Below are 16,666 nucleotides of genomic sequence, written 5' to 3' on the forward strand. Positions count from 1 at the left end.
GGACAGGTCAGTGTTTTGCCGACGCCTGGCGTTGCTCGTCAATAAAGTCCGTGACGTCTTTCAGGACGCCATCCGGAATTTCCTCGCCGTCATCAAGATCGACTTCCAGACCTTCAGCCGGTGCCTCCGTGCTGCCAGCAGACAGGCCCAGGCAGAGATCCGGATCTTCGGGATCGTAATCGACCCGCACAGCCCATCCATCCGACAAAAAGACGAAATCGCTGAGCAGGCCGTCATCCTCTAGATCGTCGTCATCCTCAGCCTCATCGGCATCTGACGGCAGATCGGAGGCCTTGCAGACACCCGCATACAGGCCAGGAAAGGCCGTGTTCAGCGCATCCACAATCTGCTGGGTCTGCGGACGGAACGGTCCTGCCTTTGAAACCGGCATCACATCGCTCATCAGTTCAGCTTCCAGCACAAAGAGGACACATGCTGACTGAAGGTCAGACGCGTATTGCCGTTGTGATCGCCGATCAGCTCGCACCGCACCCATTTTGACGGGGAGGTCCGATCCACAAATTTCTCAAGGGTCAGGATATTACCTTCTTCGCCAGCCGACGTGCGAAGAACGTAGCCGGCATCGAGCAGTGTCTGAAGACTTTCGGGAATGGCGGCAAAAGACGTGGACACGGAGGCCGCGTGGCCTTTGGATGTCGGTGTCGGAGGCGCAAACCCCATACTCCCAAGCGCGGGATCGAGGGCCATGGCTGGCGAAAGGGCAGCGGCCGTGAGGCCGGCTGCCAGGGCGAGAGAAGAAAAAAGGCGGGTCACGGTCTGTCCTTGCGGTTCATTGGATCTGAAAAGATCCCTTTACCCCGCAAAGGTAAAGACCGCTTCTGCGACTTCCTAAAAGAGACTCAGCCCTTTGCAGGGCGTCCGCGACGCTTCTCCGGGATTTTCCGCACGGGCACCTCAGGCTCGGTCTCTTCGGGCTCAGGTGCAGGCTGGCTCCGACCACCCTTCGCGGTCCCAAGACCGATCTGATGAGCCAGCTCGGTCCGATGCCGTGAATATCCTGGCGCCGTCATGGGATAGTTGGACGGCAGTCCCCATTTTGAGCGGTACTCATCCGGGGTGAGATTATAGACGCTCTTGAGATGGCGCTTGAGCATCTTCAGCTTCTTTCCGTCTTCGAGACAGATGATGTAGTCCTCGAACACGGACCGCTTCGGATGGACGGCCGGGACCAGCTCAACTGGTTCTGGCTCCGGCGGCTGGCCGGCCGACGCAAGAGCTGTATGAACACTGCGGATCAAATCAGAAATCTGCTCTGCGGGAAGTTCATGGGCACTCACATAGCTTTCCACAATATTGGCTGTCAGACGCCGAAAATCTGTCTCACTATTTGAGGTCATTGCAAATTCCCTTTTCAAATTTCGACTGTGCAGGATCGCACCCTATACGAAAGATAACCTGACAGGTCACTGCGGCCGCGTGGTTCGCGGCATGGGGGCCGGAGCCACGCCTCGTCCCAGATGACGGTGTTCGGAGCAGTAGTGCGTATCGCCTTTCGGCCCGGTGAACCCGAAAGCCGCGCCCTTTCCACAAATCTCGCAGTCATAAAGCCAGCCAGACTTCGTCCTGGGCCGCTGAGAGATGTAAGGCCTGTCGTCAGGACTGTGATGATCGGACATCCCTTAAAACCCCATGGCATCAAGAGCGGCGGCCGTGTGGCGGAACCGGCCCCCTGTCTCTCTTCTCTTCGATTGCCCCTGCTGGCGCAGCCAGCCCGTCACGCGATGCTCGGCTGGGATTTCCTCAATGAATCCTGACGGCCTCGCTGAAACACCCTGACGATAGCCGACACTGCTGATCGTAGCCTGCTGCATGGCCCGGGTCAGCGACACATAGGCCAGACGGCGCTCTTCCTCATAATTGCGCTCGCCCATCCCCGGAAAGACTGTCTCCTCCCAGGCTGGCAGGAAGACGTGGGGAAACTCCAGACCTTTGGCCCGATGCATGGTCATGAGCTGCACCCGGTCGCGTCCGCGCTCATTCGGTGAGGCCGTGGCCAGGGCTGCGTGCTCCAGAAGATCCTGAAGCCGGGTAAAGCCCTCGGCCAGCCCGACCAGCTCGGACAGGTTCTGCAAGGCCGTCTCCCCCTCTTCGGACGCGGCCTCCCTCCACATCGTGTAGTAGCCCGTCTCTTTCAGGAGCGTATCGAGGCGATCGCAAAGCCGCATGTCCGGGATCTGCCCGATCCGGGAGACCGTCTCTCGGAAGGCAAGCAGGCTGTCACGCACCTTGGCGGGAAGCGTTGCCGTGGTGACGGCCGCACACAGGCTGAGGCCGCGATCCTGCGCTTCCTGTTCGATCTGGCCAAGCGCCTTGGCGCCAAGGCCTCGCCTGGGCACATTGGCCACGCGCCGGAACGCCTCATCGGACTGGCGCCTGTCCGGACAGGCCGCCAGCATCAGGAAAGCGAGCGCGTCCTTCACCACGGCGCGATGATAGAAGCCGACATCGCCGATGATCTCGTAGGGGATACGCGCCTTGAGCAGCGCTTCTTCCAGAGAACGGGACAGACGGTTGATCCGGTAGATCATCGCCATGTCATGCCAGGCGACACCTTCTGCCGCACGACGTCCCATCTCGGCTGCAATCGCGTCGGCCTCATCTGACGCATAATCGTAGGAGAGCACCTCAATCTTCTGACCGTCGCCCTTCTGGGTAAACAGCGTCTTCGGGATCCGGCCCGGGTCTCGCGCGATGATGGCGTTGGCAGCCTGGAGGATATGATGCGTCGAGCGGAAGTTCTCTTCGAGCTTGAAAAGTCTGGCCCCGTCAAACTCCCGAACGAAGTTCCGGATGAAGCCAATTTTGGCCCCACGCCAGGAATATATTGATTGCGAATCATCGCCCACGGCAAAGAGTTCTCGTGAGTATTCAGACATATAGGTGAGCCACAGCATCTGCGCACGGTTCACGTCCTGAAACTCATCGGCCATCACGGATGTGAAGCGCTGCGACCACCTGTCACGATAGGATCGGTCATTCATCAGCGCAAGCGTTGGCCACATCAGCAGGTCCGAAAAGTCAGCGGCATTCTGCTCGCGCAGGGTCGCCTGATAGATCTGGTAGAGCCGGACCGCAAACTCCCAACCTTCGACATCGACCATCTGACGCGCCGCACGGCGGCGCTCGATCAGCCCGCGCACCCAGGCCGGCGCGGCCTCAGGTGTGACGAGGTTCTCCTTCATATGCCCGATCCGCTCGCCCATCTTTTTGACCTGCCGGACGTCACACTTCTTGCCTGTGTCCGGTTCGGGCACAGTGTCGGGGTCCATGGCCTTCATGAGACGACGGATCAGCGCCGTCGCATCGTCCGCATCGCGGATATCGAAGCCGGGGTGTAGCTGGGCAACCTCAGGCTCCGCCCGGAGCTGCCGCGCGCCGAGGCCGTGAAAAGTGCCAAGCCAGAACGGAGCCTGTCCCTCACCTAAGACGGTCGTGATGCGCTCGCGCATCTCCTGAGCAGCCTTGTTGGTAAAGGTCACGCACAGGATCTGTGACGGGCGCATCCCATACATCTGGATCCGGCACGCCACACCGGCCGTGAGCGTCTTCGTTTTTCCCGTTCCGGCCCCGGCCAGCACCAGCACGCGGCCAAGCGCCATGGCGGCCTCACGCTGCACTGGGGTCAGCGGATCCAGTACGGGTGCGAGGGATTGGGGATAAGCGCTCATGCGGGCACCTGCTCAACCGGATAAACTTCAGACGCCACCGGATCCTCAACGGCCACGACATTGCTGCTGTCAGTAAAGAGGGTCAGCGGATGATAGAGGTTGAAGCCCTCATGAGGGCCGTCCCACCGTCCGGCAATCACCAGGGCCAGTGCGCGGTTCAGGCCGCTGCCCAGCCACACGAGCTGATGCGGGACCGGCATCTCCGGCGCTTCAGGATCCGTGCAACCGAGGCGGCGCGCATGATCCATCCAGATCGCAGAGGCCTTTTCATGGCCCAGCATGTTGAAGGTCAGGCCGCTCTTGAGGACCATCCGGTCGATATGCTGGCGAGCCGTGGATCGGGTGTCGTTATACATCATGACGTCCTCAAAAGCCTTGGGGCAGGCTGACAAAGTGAGCGTTGAGAGTTCAGGTCCGTTCAGACGGACGATCGTGGATTTGCGGGTGAAGACGATCAGCTCGCCGTCGCGGTCCCAGGCGTCATTCAGGCGATCACCGCCGATCACGACCCCCTGCACCAGACCCTCGGGCGTCTGCGCCTCACAGAAGACTTCAGGGGCAGAAGATCCCACCCCGGCACGCTTCCAGACGTTCATGGCCTCTGCGTCCTGCCGCCACAGGATCAGGGTGATGGCCTGCCAGCTCAGACGGGATTTACTCTGTTTCATGCGGCCACGTCCTGACGGGCGCGGCGCTGCAGGACGGCGTTCCAGTCCTTGTCTCGGGCACTGGGTGAGTACCGCAGGGGTTTCAGCCCGGCCTCACGGATCATGGGCGCATAGATCTCTTCGTAACGGTCGCCCTGAGCATCGCAGTCCACGGCAATCATGACGCGGCCGCCTGCCTCAAGGGTGCCAAGAAGCGCACGAAACTCCTCCAGGGCCTCGGGGCTCATGCCGCCACCTGATGAGACATACAGGCTGGGTTCAAAATTGAACGGGTCCATGGCGGCATAGGACAGCACGTCGATGGCAGACTCACCGATGACCAGACGAACGGGCGTTTCCCCTTTTTCGCCAGTCCTCATCCGAAAGAGCAGCTTGCCACCGCCGCCCGAGGAGAAGCCGCGATAGTCCGGACCGCGCATTTCCATGCCGGTCAGCTCACCGGCATTGTTGCTATGGGCGAACCAGGCCGTTCCCTTCATACCTTCACGCAGGAGACCCTGCTCGATGGCCAGACGCACGATGCTCTCCGGCAACGCCCGGTCGCGGGTCAGATAGATCCAGGCGGCCGACCCGGGACGGGGAGCCTGACGGTTCTTCCACATATATTTCGGATCACGCGCGGGCTTGCGCTCCTTCGGTTCCGCCACGTACTCGGCCCCGCTCGGCGCAAGGCCCAGCATTCCACGGAGTTCCACGCGCGCATTGCCAAGGGACATGCCCGGATTGAGGAACCGGACCAGGTCGATGACCGAGCCTTTGACGATCGAAGAGGAATTGTGCGGATCCCACCAGCCCTTGCCACCGTGCGTCACGATGATGCTCTCGCCCTTCTGCCGACGAAAGCGCATGTGACGGGCCGAGCTTTCGGAGCGGTCGAACCTGTAACCGGCCTTCTCCAGAACCACGATGCAACTGATCTCGTCACGAAACTTCTGGAGTTCGTCGTTCATCTGCTGGGGCGAGTTCTGGTAAGCCATGGCGGAATATCCTCCCGAACGTCCGTTACTTTCGATCTGTGATAAGTATAGTAAATTCCCGCCATAATATCCAATGAATACAACATAATATCGCGGAATATATTTACTTGCTTTGGTGAAATAGTTCTTGCGTCCAGAGCGACAAAAACCGGTTTTTCTTGTTCGTCCTGCGGGGGTTTCGGGGGCAGCGCAGCCCCCGGTGTTGCCGCTGAAAGGAGGTGTGTGGAGACGTTTTTCTCGTCCCGTCCTGCCAGGAACACGACAGTTGCGGGCCGAGGGTGTCAGGACCGGAAGACTGCGGATCGGCAAGAGCGGGTTGCGGGCAGCGCGGGACACCGTCCTGCGATGAACGCGGCCCTCTTTTGACGAAAGACGCGGTCTGGAGCCCGAAGGGTTGTCTTGAGACCCTCGGACCGTGACTGTCACACTGATCGCATGACGGCGAGGTCGGAACACAGCTCCGTGCCACCCCGCAAGGGGTGGTTGAAGCGGCAACGTCTGATGATACGGCATGAACGGATCCTTCAAGAAGTGTCACCAGTCTGCCCGTGCCATCTGCGACTGATGCCCCCCGGCCTCAGCTTTTTTTCGAAGGCCCTGTGTCGGCCATCCCGTCTTCGTCCTTCTTCGTCTGCCCTTTCTGTCGCTCCAGCTCCGCCAGTGTGCGTCTCACGGCCTGTGAGAACCGCGTTTTTCCTTCCCAGAAACGGCGTGAATACGCGCGGCGGTCCACCGTCGCCGTCCTCATGCCACACCTTCCGGACGATCGAGGCTGTCCAGGAGCTTCTCCTGCGAGCGGCGGCGCAGCGTCGCGGCCTTGCGGCGGAAACCGGCCGTCAGGCGCGATGGCAGCATGAGGGACTGATCCGTGTCTTCCAGGAACACGGCCTCTGCCATGAGGCGCACACTCAGGGCGCGCGCCTGACTGCGGGGGACTGTGAGGGGAGCGGGTGTCGAGTAGAACATAAAGCCTCCTGAAACCCGCCTCCTTCAGGAAGCGGGTATATAAAGACCGGCTCCAGGGCCGGTTTACGTGCATGTTTCGAAGAAAGAGGGCGTCAGCGGCCTGTGTCGGTGAGGATCCTCACGTCCCCGTCTTGGGCGCTCACGACGATCTCGGGTTCAGGCGGCCCCTGATCGGTACCCGGGCGGACTTCGTAAGCGCCGCGCACGAACACGAGTTGACCCTTGCGGGCGCGTCGCTCCAGAAGATCCGTCAGAAAGTCGTTGTGGCAGACGATCCTGTGCCACACAGTCTGGGGGACGCGGCGGCCGGTGTGTGTGTCGGTGCGGTGGCTGTCCGTCGCCAGACGGAAGAAGGCCACACGGTGTCCGTCCTGCCCCGTGCGGATCTCGGGATCCGCGCCAAGGTTGCCAATGACGATGGCAAGGCTGAGGGTCTGAGCCATTGCTCTGTCCTTTTCTCTGGCCCGTGTCAGAAAAGCTCGGCCTGCACGGGCGCGGCAGGGAGAGGCTGGTGTTCGGATGGCAGGGCGATCCGGAAGCGTTGCGCCAGGCGGGCCAGATCGGCCCGGTCGCGTGCCTCCTGCTCGGCGGCAAGGGCGCGCGTGTAAGCGTCGATCAGCCCACTGCCGATGATGCGGTTGCGGATGTCGCGTTCGACGTCCGACCAGGTCCAGGCCGGATCGCCATAACAGCCGTACAGGACGATGCCGCGCAGGAAGCCCAGACGCGCCTGTGTCGTGGAGAACTGCGCCCCCCAGAAGCCGTGGATGTCGTAATGGGCGATATGCCCGAACATCTGGCTCAGGCGGTTGTAAAGCGTGCGGTTCCACGCACTCTGCGGAAATCCGCGTGCGATGAAGGACAGCAGCGCGTTCCCGATTTTCGCCTTCTCGACCGCGTCGCTGAACTGCGTCGCGGTGAGGCCCTGAGGCTGGATCGGAGGCCGTCGCAGCGACGGACACGCGATGGACGCTGGCTCGGGGCCGTTCATGACCGCACCTCGCGGTCAAGCATCGCCTCGACCTCGGCGAGATAGGCTTTGAAGGGCGTCTCCTCAGGGATCGTCCTGATCCACTGCTCGGTCCCGAGGGAGCCTTTCCAGCGGGCGTCGCAGAAGCCCTCGGGATGATCGCTCCCACGCTCGGGTGTCACAGACACCAGAAAGGAGGCTTCCGGATAGTCGCCGCGCAGGCGTGCACCGTATGCGGCTACTGCCGCCCGGATTTCCGCAAGGTCAGCCGCTTCAATCCGTGTCTGTCTGTAGCGGTCAGGGGACGAACAGGAGATGAGGCTCCCGTGAGAGGCCGCAGGGATGGCAGCCAGAGTGTATGTCGGCATGGTGATCTCCACACAGGACAGGGCCGCCCGTGAGGGCGGCTGATCTCGGATCGGTCAGAGAAAGGCGGGAAGCACCACCACCAGAACGATGAAGGCAGCGAACAGCGCGACGCCCGCTACGAACCCTGCGAGTTCGAGCCATTCCGTGCGGTTGCGGGGACGCAGATCGGAAAAGTCGGCCATGTCATTCTCCTGTTTTCTTTCATGACCTCTTCCGGCGACCGCAGCGGAGACTGGCTGGCAGCGGCGCTGCAACGCAGCGGGATCGGACGACCCGCAGCGCAGCGAGGACACGGCCGACCCACCCTTTGCCAGACAGGCTCCGGTGTGGTGCCTGCCCTCTCTTTTTTCCCTTCCCCCTTTTTCTTTTCCCGTCTCCTACTGCGCGAGATTGGCGACCTGCCGCGCCAGGCGGGCACAGAGCGCACGCGTCACGGGATCGTCCTCGTCCACAACCGCACCGGTCAGGACAGGAAGAAGGCGGCGCGCTTCAGGTGCGGAGAGATCCAGATGCCAGCACGCACCGATCTGCGTGGCCACCGCATCCGGCTGATCAACCAGGCGGACGGACACCGAGACCTCATTGCCGTCCACGTTTTCGGGTTCGAGAACGGCGTTCTGACCGTCTGGCAGGCGAACAGGGCGAAGGCCGCTCATGTTCGGCTCGTCGGCCGTCGCGTCCAGTACAATCTGACCGGCTGCCTCGGCCGTCTCGGCCTCAACCTGAAAGGTGACGCGATCAGAGAGAAGCTGGCGCTCGCTGAGCGTCACAATAAAAACAGACATGTCGGGCTCCAGAAATGGAAAAGGCCGCCCCGGAGCGGGCGGCCTTGAAGGGCGGACGAAAAAAGAGAGGCTCAGTCGCTCACAAATTCGGAGCTGCCGAACACATCCTGCCAGGGGCTGTTACTGGTCAGGTGGCAGTCAGACTGCCAGTCGTAGTAACCGGACTTGAACCGCGAGGTGATGGCCTGGAGAGTTTCGGTCGCCGTCTCGTCCAGATCCTCCTCCGTCCGCACGATCACACTGCCGTAGTGGCTCTTGCGGACGGAAAACTTCACCTTCGGGAAAGCCTTCTTCAGCATCCGGCGGATATTTTTGGCGGCCAGCGTGCCGCTGCTGTCGTCGCCCTGCTCCAGATCGGCATAGTCGGGATTGACGCGGAGTGCTGCGACCTCGGCGGCATGTTCGGCTTTCGCGCGGGCTTCGGCTGCCACCTTCTCAGCCTCAACCTCTTCGGCATGGGTGCGGAGGAAGGCGATCTCCTCAGCGCTGGCCAGTTTCTTGTCGGCTTCGATCCGCCACTGAACACCGCGCAGGATGGCCTCGGGCAGACGACGGGAGATCGAGCCGCAGGCAAAGACGATGTCGTAGGAGGCGCTCCCGCCCGACACGATGGCCCCGCCACGCGACAGAGACCGCACGGTGGTCGGGCTTTCCTTGCCGTAAACAGCCATGACGATCCCGGCTCCCCGGCTGTAGAGATGGGTGTAAACGCGGGTGCCGACCTGAATGGGCGCGAGTGAGGGGACGAACATCGTCTGATCCTTTTCCTTTGGATTTTCGTGATGTCTTCTTCCGCGTCAGCGCGGGAGGGCCGGGTCAAAAGCGGCGCGTGCGCCGGCACCGGAGGCGGCGCAGCCGGTGAGGAGCCACCTTTTGACCCGGACGGAGCGCGATGGCAGCGCCCCTCCTTTCCTTTTCTTTTCCCTCTCCCTGCTTCAGGCCACGACAACGATTTCGAGATGGTCACGCATGAACTGCATGGCCTCGTTGTGCTCCGACTGCTCGGGCTCGGGCGCTTCGAGAGAGAAGGTCTCTTCTGAGTCCGGCTCCGTCACTGGCACGACAGGGCCGTTCGACAGGTCGGCCTCATCATCGGCTGCTCCAACGAAATCATCCTCAGGCATCTCGTCCAGGTCCTCGTCGTCCACCACGCTTTCCAGCTCGCGGATCTTCTGCTGTTTTTTCTTCTGCTTTTGCGCCCAGACGTCCTGCGCCTGCGCAAAGGAGGCCACCTCGGGCAGCCAATGGCCCTCCCCGACATGGTTCATGAGGGCCGCACGCATCTCCTTGCCGGTGTTCTGCGACGCAAGCCCTTCTGCCTGCACGGCCTTGGTAATGCCGGGCTTGCTGTAGCATTTGAGGAACGACTCAAAGGCCATGCTCGGCATCTTCTGGTCGGCACCGAACAGAACGCCCACGAGCTGCGCGGGCAGACCGCTGCCGCTGTGCATCGACACATCGCAGTTCAGGATGCTTTGCAGGACGGTGACAGCATGGCGTCGGATCAGCTTTTCGTCGCGGACAAGGCTGCCTTCGGGGAACAGGTCAGCCATCGCGAGCGTGCGCGCAGTTGGCTCTGACCAGTTGTTCCCGCTGGCATCTCCATGGACACGGACATTCTCGGCTTCCAGCGCCAGCAGAAGGGCTGCGATCAGCTCCCATGGATCGGCCGTCTCGGCCACCTCGCCGAGGGCCTCGCGCAAGGCGACGGTGCGGATCTCGCCGATCATCTTGTGGCCGGTCCCGGAAACGTCCGGTCGTTCCTTTGGGGCCTCGGGTGTGGAAGATCCGCCCGTGTGGTCCAGCTTTGCTGCGCTGTAAGGACGGCAGCGTTCTTCCACGATCTTCAGGGTGCGGGGATTGAGGCCGTACCCCATGACCTCACCCTCCTGTGTCGCCATCCATGTTCCCATGGTGATGAAACCTTCGGGCGCGCGGACGTATCCGTACTCGTCCGAGACCAGGACGATGGAGTTTTCGGGCCGCTCATTGTCCAGCCAGTCCTGCTGTGCGGCCGCGTAAGCCGTGGCATCGAGCGTATAGCGGCTGTCCGTATCGGCTTCGGCAAACAGATCCTCCATCCAGACAATCTTGTGCTTGCGGGCAAGATCGTCGCCAAACCGGGCGTCGCGGGCGTACCATTCCTTCTGTTCGAGGTTTCGGGCAAGCGCACCCCAGGCCACGGTATCCTCCGGATCTTTCGCCTTCACGCGATACTCGGCCGGATCCTCGTCGTCTTCCACGCTTTCGGAAAACATTTCCGCCCATGCGTCACGCTGCTCGTCCAGAGAGGCCTGAGCGATGATCTTGCGCTGCCGCTCATCAGGGCCTCGGCCGAGGGCGATGGCATCCAGAATAGGCGGGTGCAGCTTCGCCAGAAGGCTGAGACGCTTGAGATAGCTCGGCGTGACCATTAAGGCGGCACAGACCTGCGGATCTGTATAGCCAAGCTGCTCGCGCAGGCGGGTGACGCTGTTCCACTGCTCCGGCTCCGTCATGTCGAGACGGACGAAGTTCTCGCTGACGGCGGCCAGTGCATCGAGGTCTTCGCTCTGATCCCCGACATACACGTCGATTTCAGGAACACCCGCATAGATGGCGCCTTCTGTCCGACGGTGCCCGGCCACGATCATCAGGCGTCCGTCTTCCAGTTCCCGGACGGCCGGGGGATGAAGGATACCAATCGCCTTGATGTTGAGCGCGAGTTTGCGCAGTTCTTCAAGGCTTCCGATGGAAGAGCGCGGATTGTTCGGATTGGGCACAAGGGTTTTCGGATCGACGCGGCGAAGCTCGGCCATGGGACGCTCTTTCTATGATTTTTCAGATGTCCCTCCCGCGTCACGGGCCAGCCAGCCGCGCAAGGCCGCGCGAAGCGCGCCCGGCCTGAGCCTTGCGCGGCTGGCTGGTTCGTGACAGCCCCGCCTTTCCTCCTACTTCCTGCTGCTTTTCCTCTCCCTTACTGTGTCCATTCCGGACACAGTAAGGGCAGCATCAGGCGGCCTCTACGGCCACGGCCTGATCTGCCAGCGCTGCCTTTGCCTCGGCTGCTTCAGCCTTCTCCGCCTCCTCACGGCGCTGCGTATCGGCTGCCAGATCCGCCTCCAGGGCCGCCATGGCCTCGCGTTTCTCCTGTAACAAAGCCGCCTCCGGGAACGCCAGACCCACACGGGCGCGGTAGCCGGGGAGCTTGCGCTCGGCTTCTTCCACCTGACGGCGCGCGTCCGCCAGCTCGGCCTCGAACCGCAGCAGCGCGTTCTCGATGCGGCTGACCAGCCCGACCGGGCTTGTCTCGCGGTCGAAGTCCATGCCGAGGATCCGCCCGTCCAGCACAAGACCGAGGGTCGCGTCCCACGTCTCTTCCCCGTCGAAGCGTGTGCGCCAGGTCTCGCACAGGATCTCGAAGCCGCCGATCGTGCCGAGCGTCCACTTGCCTTTCTCCCCGGCCTTCGCGGCGAGACGGGCCTGCGAGAGAAGCCACTGACCGGCCTTCTCACGTTCAGTCATCTCCCGGTCCTTGCGAACCAGACAGAACGCTTCACCGCGTGTCGGCTCACGCTTTGCGATGTCGTTCTGAAGACGCGGGATCACGGTCTGCGCTGTGTCACGGTCACGCTCGGCACGGTCGATGGCACGACGGACGTTATACTGATCGTCGTGATGGGCGGCCTGCAACCGCTCCAGACGGGCCAGCTCGGCCTCCAGTCCAGCCTTCTGCATCAGGCGTTCGTCACCCGACGCCAAAGCTTTTGCCATGGCGAACTGGTTGGCTTCTGCGCCCACGTCTTCCAGACGGCGGATGGTCCGGTCTCCAGACATGGCAAGGCAGATGAACTTCTGCTTGCGCTCCAGCATCTGCCAGTTGGTCGCGTCCACCGAGCCTTTCAGGGCGTAGGCGTAAAGCTGGATCACCGGGTTCTGGTTGCCCTGCCGCTCGATGCGGCCTTCACGCTGGATGATGTCCGAGACCAGCCAGGGCACATCGAGGTGATGCAGGGCGATCAGCCGCTGCTGCGCATTCACCCCAGTCCCCATGGTCGCGGAAGACCCGATCAGGATCCGCTTGCGCCCGGAGTTCATGTCGCGGAAGAGCGCCTGCTTGGCCGTGCTCTTCTTGTAGTGCTGCATGAAGGCGATCTCGTCGCGCGGGATGCCCATGCGGATCAGCTCGTCGCGGATCCAGCGATAGGCCGAGAAACCGCGTGTCTCCAGCGCGGATTCCGTGCCCAGATCCGAGAAGATCATCTGCGTGGCACCCGGCAGGTCGTACTCCCGTCCCGTCTCAGGGTCGGTGTAGCGATTGGCCGACGTGTCCTGCCAGATCTGGAAGACCTTGCGGATCATGACGTTCAGCTTGTTGCTGTTGTCATTCTCTGCCCAGTTCCGCACGAAACGCAGGTCGATGGCAGCGTGCCGGGCATCGGTAATGACGGACAGCAGGATGTCGTCGCCCTTCTGGGGCTTGCCAGTGCGCTCTTCAATCGTCTTGATCCGCTCCGCGAGCGTCTTCTGATACTCGCGGAAGGCGTCCCCACTATCGGCCACGACGATCTCACGTCTGCCGCCCGCCACCTCTGGCAGTTTGACGTAGCGTCGCAGGTCATCCTGCTGCACGACGTCGGCAAAGTCGCGATACATCGCCATCAGGTCGGCGACATTCACAAACTCGGAGAACCGCGTGACAGGCTTGTAAAGACCGCTCGGCTGAAGCTCCAGTTCCGTGCGGGTCTCGCCAAAACTTGCGGCCCAGGCGTCGAACTCGTGCAGACCACGCTCGACAAGGGCTGGCAGATCCATGAACCGCTGGATCGAGAACATCTCGCCAAGTGTGTTGGTAATCGGCGAGCCTGACGCCATCACCAGCACGCGTTCGGGATTACGCTTGGCAAGGTAGCGCGTTTTCACGAACAGATCCCAGGCGCGCTGGCTGCCGTTCGGGTCGATCCCCTTCAGATCGGACTGGTTCGTGCCGAAAGACAATTTGCGGAACTGCTGCGCCTCGTCCACGAGGATCTGGTCCACCCCGATCTCGCCAAGATGCACGAGATCGTCCTTGCGGCTGGACAGGGCCTTCAGCTTGGCTTCCATCCCCTCCTTCAGGCGCTCGATGCGCTTGCGCGACAGACGGTCGTCCCGGTTCACATTCTCCAGAAGGCTTTCGTAGGACGCGATCTGGTCCTCGACCATTTCCTGCTCAAAGGCGCTCTCGACCGGCACGAACTTGAAGGCGTCATGCGTGATGACAATGGCGTCCCACTTCCCCGTGGCCGCCCGGGCCAGGAACCGCTGGCGCTTGTCCTTCACGAAGTTGGTCTCGTCCGCCACGAGGATCTGGGCGTTCGGGTAGAGCATCATGAACTCACGCGCCATCTGCGCAAGGCAGTGTCCGGGCACCACGATCATGCCCTTGGAAATCAGACCGAGGCGCTTTTGCTCCATCACGGCCGCGCACATCGAGAACGTCTTCCCGGACCCCACCGCATGGGCCATGTAGGTGCTGCCCTTGGCGATGATCCGCCAGATCACCCGCTTCTGATGGTCGCGCAGACTGATGGCCGTGCTCGCTCCCGGCAGTTTCAGGTGGGAGCCGTCGAACGTGCGCGGGACAAGGTTGTTGAACGCATCGTTATACAGCCGCACCAGACGCTCGGCGCGGTCAGTGTCCTGCCACACCCACGTCTCGAACGCGGTCTTGATCGCGGCCAGCTTTTCCTTGGCGGCCTCGGTCTCCTTTGTATTCAGTTCACGGTGTTCGCCATTCACATCGCGCCAGGTGTCCCAGATTTTCGGGCTGGCCTGATTGAGCGCATCGTCCAGCAGATCCCCGGCATGGCGGCGCTGTGTTCCCCAGACCGACGTTGCCTCCGCCTTGCCGGAAAACCCGCTCTTGTCCACGCTCCAGGTCGCCACCTCCATCGTGTGGTGAATGGTCGTGCAGACCCCCATGACCTCTGCGACGAAAGCCTCGACATCCGGCACGGGGATCCACGGGGCTCCCAGGCGGGCCGTAATGTCAGACGGGCGCAGGTCTTCGGGCTGGACCTCTTCAAGGGCTGCGACATTGCGCAGGTAGCGTCGGTCGCGCTCGGCAGCCTCCCGGGCCTGCGCCAGCTTGGTGCGGACCGCCCCTGACAGGGCCTCGTCGGCCGTCACCCAGACCTCACGGCCACCTGTGCTGCGGATCGGATCGAGATAGACCGAGGATCCGAGTTCGGCGAGCACCTCCTCACCCGGGCGGCCAAGAAGCTCCGCCATGCGCTCGACGTCCACGCCGCCTGTGTCGTGCAGAGAGACCGCCAGCGCATCATGAGCGCCGTGAACCTCGGGCTCGGACGGCGCCTGAATCACGCGCTCGCTGAAGATCGGACCTGGACGGCCGGTCTGGCTCTTCTCGTCATACTCTTCGATCGAGCTGACCAGCCACACATCCGGGTCGTCATAGAACGGCTGAAGGTTTGGACGGCGCTGTGTGGACTTCTCCTCACCCGTCTTTTCATCCACCCGCGTTGTGGTGTTGGTGAGGTTGATCGCTCCGAACTGACGGGCGAAGGCCTGATACGCGCGTTTGAGATCTGCCTGATGCGCACTGTAGGGCAGGTTTTCCACCTGTGCCCGAAGCACGAGCCGGGCCGCATCCCTGACAGGAATCAGGCCCTTGATGATCGCGGCGTGCTTCTGGAAGATCCCTTCCTTCTGCTCGCCTTTCTTCACCTTCACCAGCACGGTTTCGCCGTCAATGATCTGGTGCAGCGCGCCCTTGTGCAGCAGGTAGCTCCCCTCTTTCAGCAGGGCACCGTCTGCGGCCGTTCCGACGTCGGCGGCGTGGTTCTCCTGCACCGGAGCCATATCGAGCGTCTGCGGGACCGGGAAGCGGGCCAGAGAAGAGAGACGGCCAAGGGCCAGTGGCAGGGCCTCGTCCAGCATCTGGAGCGGATTGGCCTTGCAGGTGTATTCGGGTCCGAACTGACCGCTCGTCCAGTCATGCCGACCGAGAACCTGCTGGCCGTTTTCCGCGAAATAGCGGTTGATGTGCAGCGGGCCTTCGCCCTGATCGGTGTCAGCCAGCGCGGCCACGTCCAGCCAGGTGGCATCGCCTGCATCCTCACCCGGTGCGCGGCGGCGGAACACCAGAACGTCCACCACGACGTCCGTGCCGGCATCGTCGCGCATGGCACCCGCTGGCAGACGCACGCCGCCCACGAAATCGGCTGTCTCGAATATTGTGCGCCGTGCGCCGGCATCGGACTTGTCCATCGTCCACCGCGACGTGACGAACATCGCCAGCGCTCCGGGACGCAGACGGGAGATGGACCGGGCGATGAAATAATCATGCAGGGACAGGCCAAGGCGGCCCAGCTCGTCCGTGCCCCGGACCGTGCGGTTGCTGAAGGGCGGGTTGCCGATCACCAGATCGTAGCGCTCCGCGAGCTTGGCCGTCGTGAAGTCCTCGGACCGGACCCACTGGTTCGGAAACAGCTTGCGCGTGATCCGGGCCGTCAGCGGGTCGTTCTCGATCGCGGTCCAGGCGGTTTTCGGGGCAAGCTTCGGAGGCACGCTCGCCATGAACAGCCCTGTGCCGCAGCCCGGCTCCAGCGCACGGCCACCCCTGAAGCCCATTTGTGCGGCCAGATCCCACAGCGCATGGACGATCAGCTCGGGCGTGTAATGGGCGTACTGCGTGGCCCGTGCCAGACCCGCCCGCTCCTGCTGGCTGGTCAGTTCCTCAAGCTGGCTGCCAATCTCTTCCCAGCCTGCCCGGAAGGTTTCGCCAGCACGCGGGAACAGGCTGTTGGCCAGCTCCCCTGCCCCGAACCCGGTGAAGCGGGCGAGGACAGCCTGCTCGTCGGGGCTGGCGTTGCGGTCCTCGGCTTCAAGCGTGGCCAGAAGGCGGATCGCCGCAAGATTGTCCCGCGCACGCTCTTTCCAGCCCTGGGCGAGGCCACGCGTTCCGGTCAGGGCGAAGTCCACCTTCGGCAGGACAGCGGGGATCGGGGCCGGGGCTTTTGCCGCCTGTTGGGCCGCAGCGGCGGCTTCCTCAAGGGCGCGGTCTCCCGGAAGCTCGCCCCAGTACAGATTGGACTGGCTGCCGCCGAGTGCTGAGGTGTCGAAGAAGCTCAGTTGAGACGTGGACATGGAAAAACTCCGGACAAGCGGCAGCGCCCGGTGCTGCGCGGAGGCAGACCGGGGGGCCGGAAAACAGGATCAGTGCGGGGAGAGAGGCGTCAGGCCTCCCGGATCAGTTCGG

At 62.6% G+C, this 16,666-nt stretch carries 16 protein-coding genes; all 16 read right to left on the reverse strand.

Going from position 1 to position 16,666, the window contains the following annotated elements; genetic code table 11:
- Positions 1–7 precede the first annotated feature (7 nt).
- The 16 genes from GAL01_RS11210 to GAL01_RS11280 all read right to left on the reverse strand — a co-directional run bounded on the left by GAL01_RS11210 (position 8) and on the right by GAL01_RS11280 (position 16,554).
- Positions 8–403, reverse strand: coding sequence for a hypothetical protein (locus tag GAL01_RS11210; protein WP_062028015.1), 396 nt, complete (start codon positions 401–403; stop codon positions 8–10).
- Positions 403–774, reverse strand: coding sequence for a hypothetical protein (locus GAL01_RS11215; RefSeq protein WP_062028017.1), 372 nt, complete (start codon positions 772–774; stop codon positions 403–405). Before GAL01_RS11215 ends, GAL01_RS11210 begins: the two co-directional genes overlap by 1 nt.
- Positions 775–860: 86 nt before the next feature.
- A complete protein-coding gene (locus GAL01_RS11220) occupies positions 861–1,358 on the reverse strand; it encodes a MucR family transcriptional regulator (protein ID WP_062028019.1) in 498 nt (165 codons plus the stop codon).
- A gap of 282 nt (positions 1,359–1,640) precedes the next feature.
- A complete protein-coding gene (locus tag GAL01_RS11225; RefSeq protein ID WP_062028022.1) occupies positions 1,641–3,689 on the reverse strand; it encodes an ATP-dependent helicase in 2,049 nt (682 codons plus the stop codon).
- A complete protein-coding gene (locus tag GAL01_RS11230) occupies positions 3,686–4,357 on the reverse strand; it encodes a hypothetical protein (RefSeq protein ID WP_062028025.1) in 672 nt (223 codons plus the stop codon). Before GAL01_RS11230 ends, GAL01_RS11225 begins: the two co-directional genes overlap by 4 nt.
- A complete protein-coding gene (locus GAL01_RS11235; protein WP_062028027.1) occupies positions 4,354–5,334 on the reverse strand; it encodes a DUF3991 and TOPRIM domain-containing protein in 981 nt (326 codons plus the stop codon). The genes GAL01_RS11230 and GAL01_RS11235 overlap by 4 nt, the downstream gene beginning before the upstream one ends.
- A gap of 577 nt (positions 5,335–5,911) precedes the next feature.
- Positions 5,912–6,082, reverse strand: a complete 171-nt coding sequence (locus GAL01_RS15730) for a hypothetical protein (RefSeq protein ID WP_169926422.1) — start codon at positions 6,080–6,082, stop codon at positions 5,912–5,914.
- Entirely contained in the window at positions 6,079–6,300 is a 222-nt protein-coding gene (locus GAL01_RS11240; RefSeq protein ID WP_062028029.1) for a hypothetical protein, read from the reverse strand. The genes GAL01_RS15730 and GAL01_RS11240 overlap by 4 nt, the downstream gene beginning before the upstream one ends.
- A gap of 92 nt (positions 6,301–6,392) precedes the next feature.
- Entirely contained in the window at positions 6,393–6,743 is a 351-nt protein-coding gene (gene ssb / locus GAL01_RS11245) for a single-stranded DNA-binding protein (RefSeq protein ID WP_061500342.1), read from the reverse strand.
- A 26-nt stretch (positions 6,744–6,769) separates the two neighbouring features.
- On the reverse strand, positions 6,770–7,291 hold the full coding sequence (locus tag GAL01_RS11250; RefSeq protein WP_082790631.1) for a hypothetical protein: 522 nt from the start codon (positions 7,289–7,291) through the stop codon (positions 6,770–6,772).
- On the reverse strand, positions 7,288–7,638 hold the full coding sequence (locus GAL01_RS11255; RefSeq protein WP_099253266.1) for a hypothetical protein: 351 nt from the start codon (positions 7,636–7,638) through the stop codon (positions 7,288–7,290). Before GAL01_RS11255 ends, GAL01_RS11250 begins: the two co-directional genes overlap by 4 nt.
- 54 nt (positions 7,639–7,692) lie before the next feature.
- On the reverse strand, positions 7,693–7,821 hold the full coding sequence (locus GAL01_RS16040) for a hypothetical protein (RefSeq protein WP_255308586.1): 129 nt from the start codon (positions 7,819–7,821) through the stop codon (positions 7,693–7,695).
- Positions 7,822–8,016: 195 nt separating this feature from the next.
- A complete protein-coding gene (locus GAL01_RS11265) occupies positions 8,017–8,424 on the reverse strand; it encodes a hypothetical protein (protein WP_062027125.1) in 408 nt (135 codons plus the stop codon).
- 71 nt (positions 8,425–8,495) lie between these two features.
- Entirely contained in the window at positions 8,496–9,176 is a 681-nt protein-coding gene (locus GAL01_RS11270; RefSeq protein ID WP_062027124.1) for an LPD29 domain-containing protein, read from the reverse strand.
- A 183-nt stretch (positions 9,177–9,359) separates the two neighbouring features.
- A complete protein-coding gene (locus GAL01_RS11275) occupies positions 9,360–11,222 on the reverse strand; it encodes a ParB/RepB/Spo0J family partition protein (protein ID WP_062027123.1) in 1,863 nt (620 codons plus the stop codon).
- A 193-nt stretch (positions 11,223–11,415) separates the two neighbouring features.
- Positions 11,416–16,554: a DEAD/DEAH box helicase family protein gene (locus GAL01_RS11280; protein WP_099253270.1), complete on the reverse strand. Its 5,139-nt coding sequence runs from the start codon at positions 16,552–16,554 to the stop codon at positions 11,416–11,418.
- Positions 16,555–16,666: the final 112 nt, after the last annotated feature.

Origin of the sequence: Gluconobacter albidus (assembly GCF_002723915.1) — a bacterium.
In the GTDB taxonomy this organism is placed as follows: Bacteria; Pseudomonadota; Alphaproteobacteria; order Acetobacterales; family Acetobacteraceae; genus Gluconobacter; species Gluconobacter albidus.

Excerpts from the sequence above, each read along its gene's own strand:
- ssb (WP_061500342.1), bottom strand. The coding sequence starts at position 6,743 with ATGGCTCAGACCCTCAGCCTTGCCATCGTCATTGGCAACCTTGGCGCG.
- GAL01_RS11235 (WP_062028027.1), bottom strand. The coding sequence starts at position 5,334 with ATGGCTTACCAGAACTCGCCCCAGCAGATGAACGACGAACTCCAGAAG.
- GAL01_RS11265 (WP_062027125.1), bottom strand. The coding sequence starts at position 8,424 with ATGTCTGTTTTTATTGTGACGCTCAGCGAGCGCCAGCTTCTCTCTGAT.
- GAL01_RS11225 (WP_062028022.1), bottom strand. The coding sequence starts at position 3,689 with ATGAGCGCTTATCCCCAATCCCTCGCACCCGTACTGGATCCGCTGACC.
- GAL01_RS11255 (WP_099253266.1), bottom strand. The coding sequence starts at position 7,638 with ATGCCGACATACACTCTGGCTGCCATCCCTGCGGCCTCTCACGGGAGC.
- GAL01_RS11220 (WP_062028019.1), bottom strand. The coding sequence starts at position 1,358 with ATGACCTCAAATAGTGAGACAGATTTTCGGCGTCTGACAGCCAATATT.
- GAL01_RS15730 (WP_169926422.1), bottom strand. The coding sequence starts at position 6,082 with ATGAGGACGGCGACGGTGGACCGCCGCGCGTATTCACGCCGTTTCTGG.
- GAL01_RS11250 (WP_082790631.1), bottom strand. The coding sequence starts at position 7,291 with ATGAACGGCCCCGAGCCAGCGTCCATCGCGTGTCCGTCGCTGCGACGG.
- GAL01_RS11280 (WP_099253270.1), bottom strand. The coding sequence starts at position 16,554 with ATGTCCACGTCTCAACTGAGCTTCTTCGACACCTCAGCACTCGGCGGC.
- GAL01_RS11230 (WP_062028025.1), bottom strand. The coding sequence starts at position 4,357 with ATGAAACAGAGTAAATCCCGTCTGAGCTGGCAGGCCATCACCCTGATC.
- GAL01_RS11210 (WP_062028015.1), bottom strand. The coding sequence starts at position 403 with ATGAGCGATGTGATGCCGGTTTCAAAGGCAGGACCGTTCCGTCCGCAG.
- GAL01_RS16040 (WP_255308586.1), bottom strand. The coding sequence starts at position 7,821 with ATGGCCGACTTTTCCGATCTGCGTCCCCGCAACCGCACGGAATGGCTC.
- GAL01_RS11275 (WP_062027123.1), bottom strand. The coding sequence starts at position 11,222 with ATGGCCGAGCTTCGCCGCGTCGATCCGAAAACCCTTGTGCCCAATCCG.
- GAL01_RS11270 (WP_062027124.1), bottom strand. The coding sequence starts at position 9,176 with ATGTTCGTCCCCTCACTCGCGCCCATTCAGGTCGGCACCCGCGTTTAC.
- GAL01_RS11240 (WP_062028029.1), bottom strand. The coding sequence starts at position 6,300 with ATGTTCTACTCGACACCCGCTCCCCTCACAGTCCCCCGCAGTCAGGCG.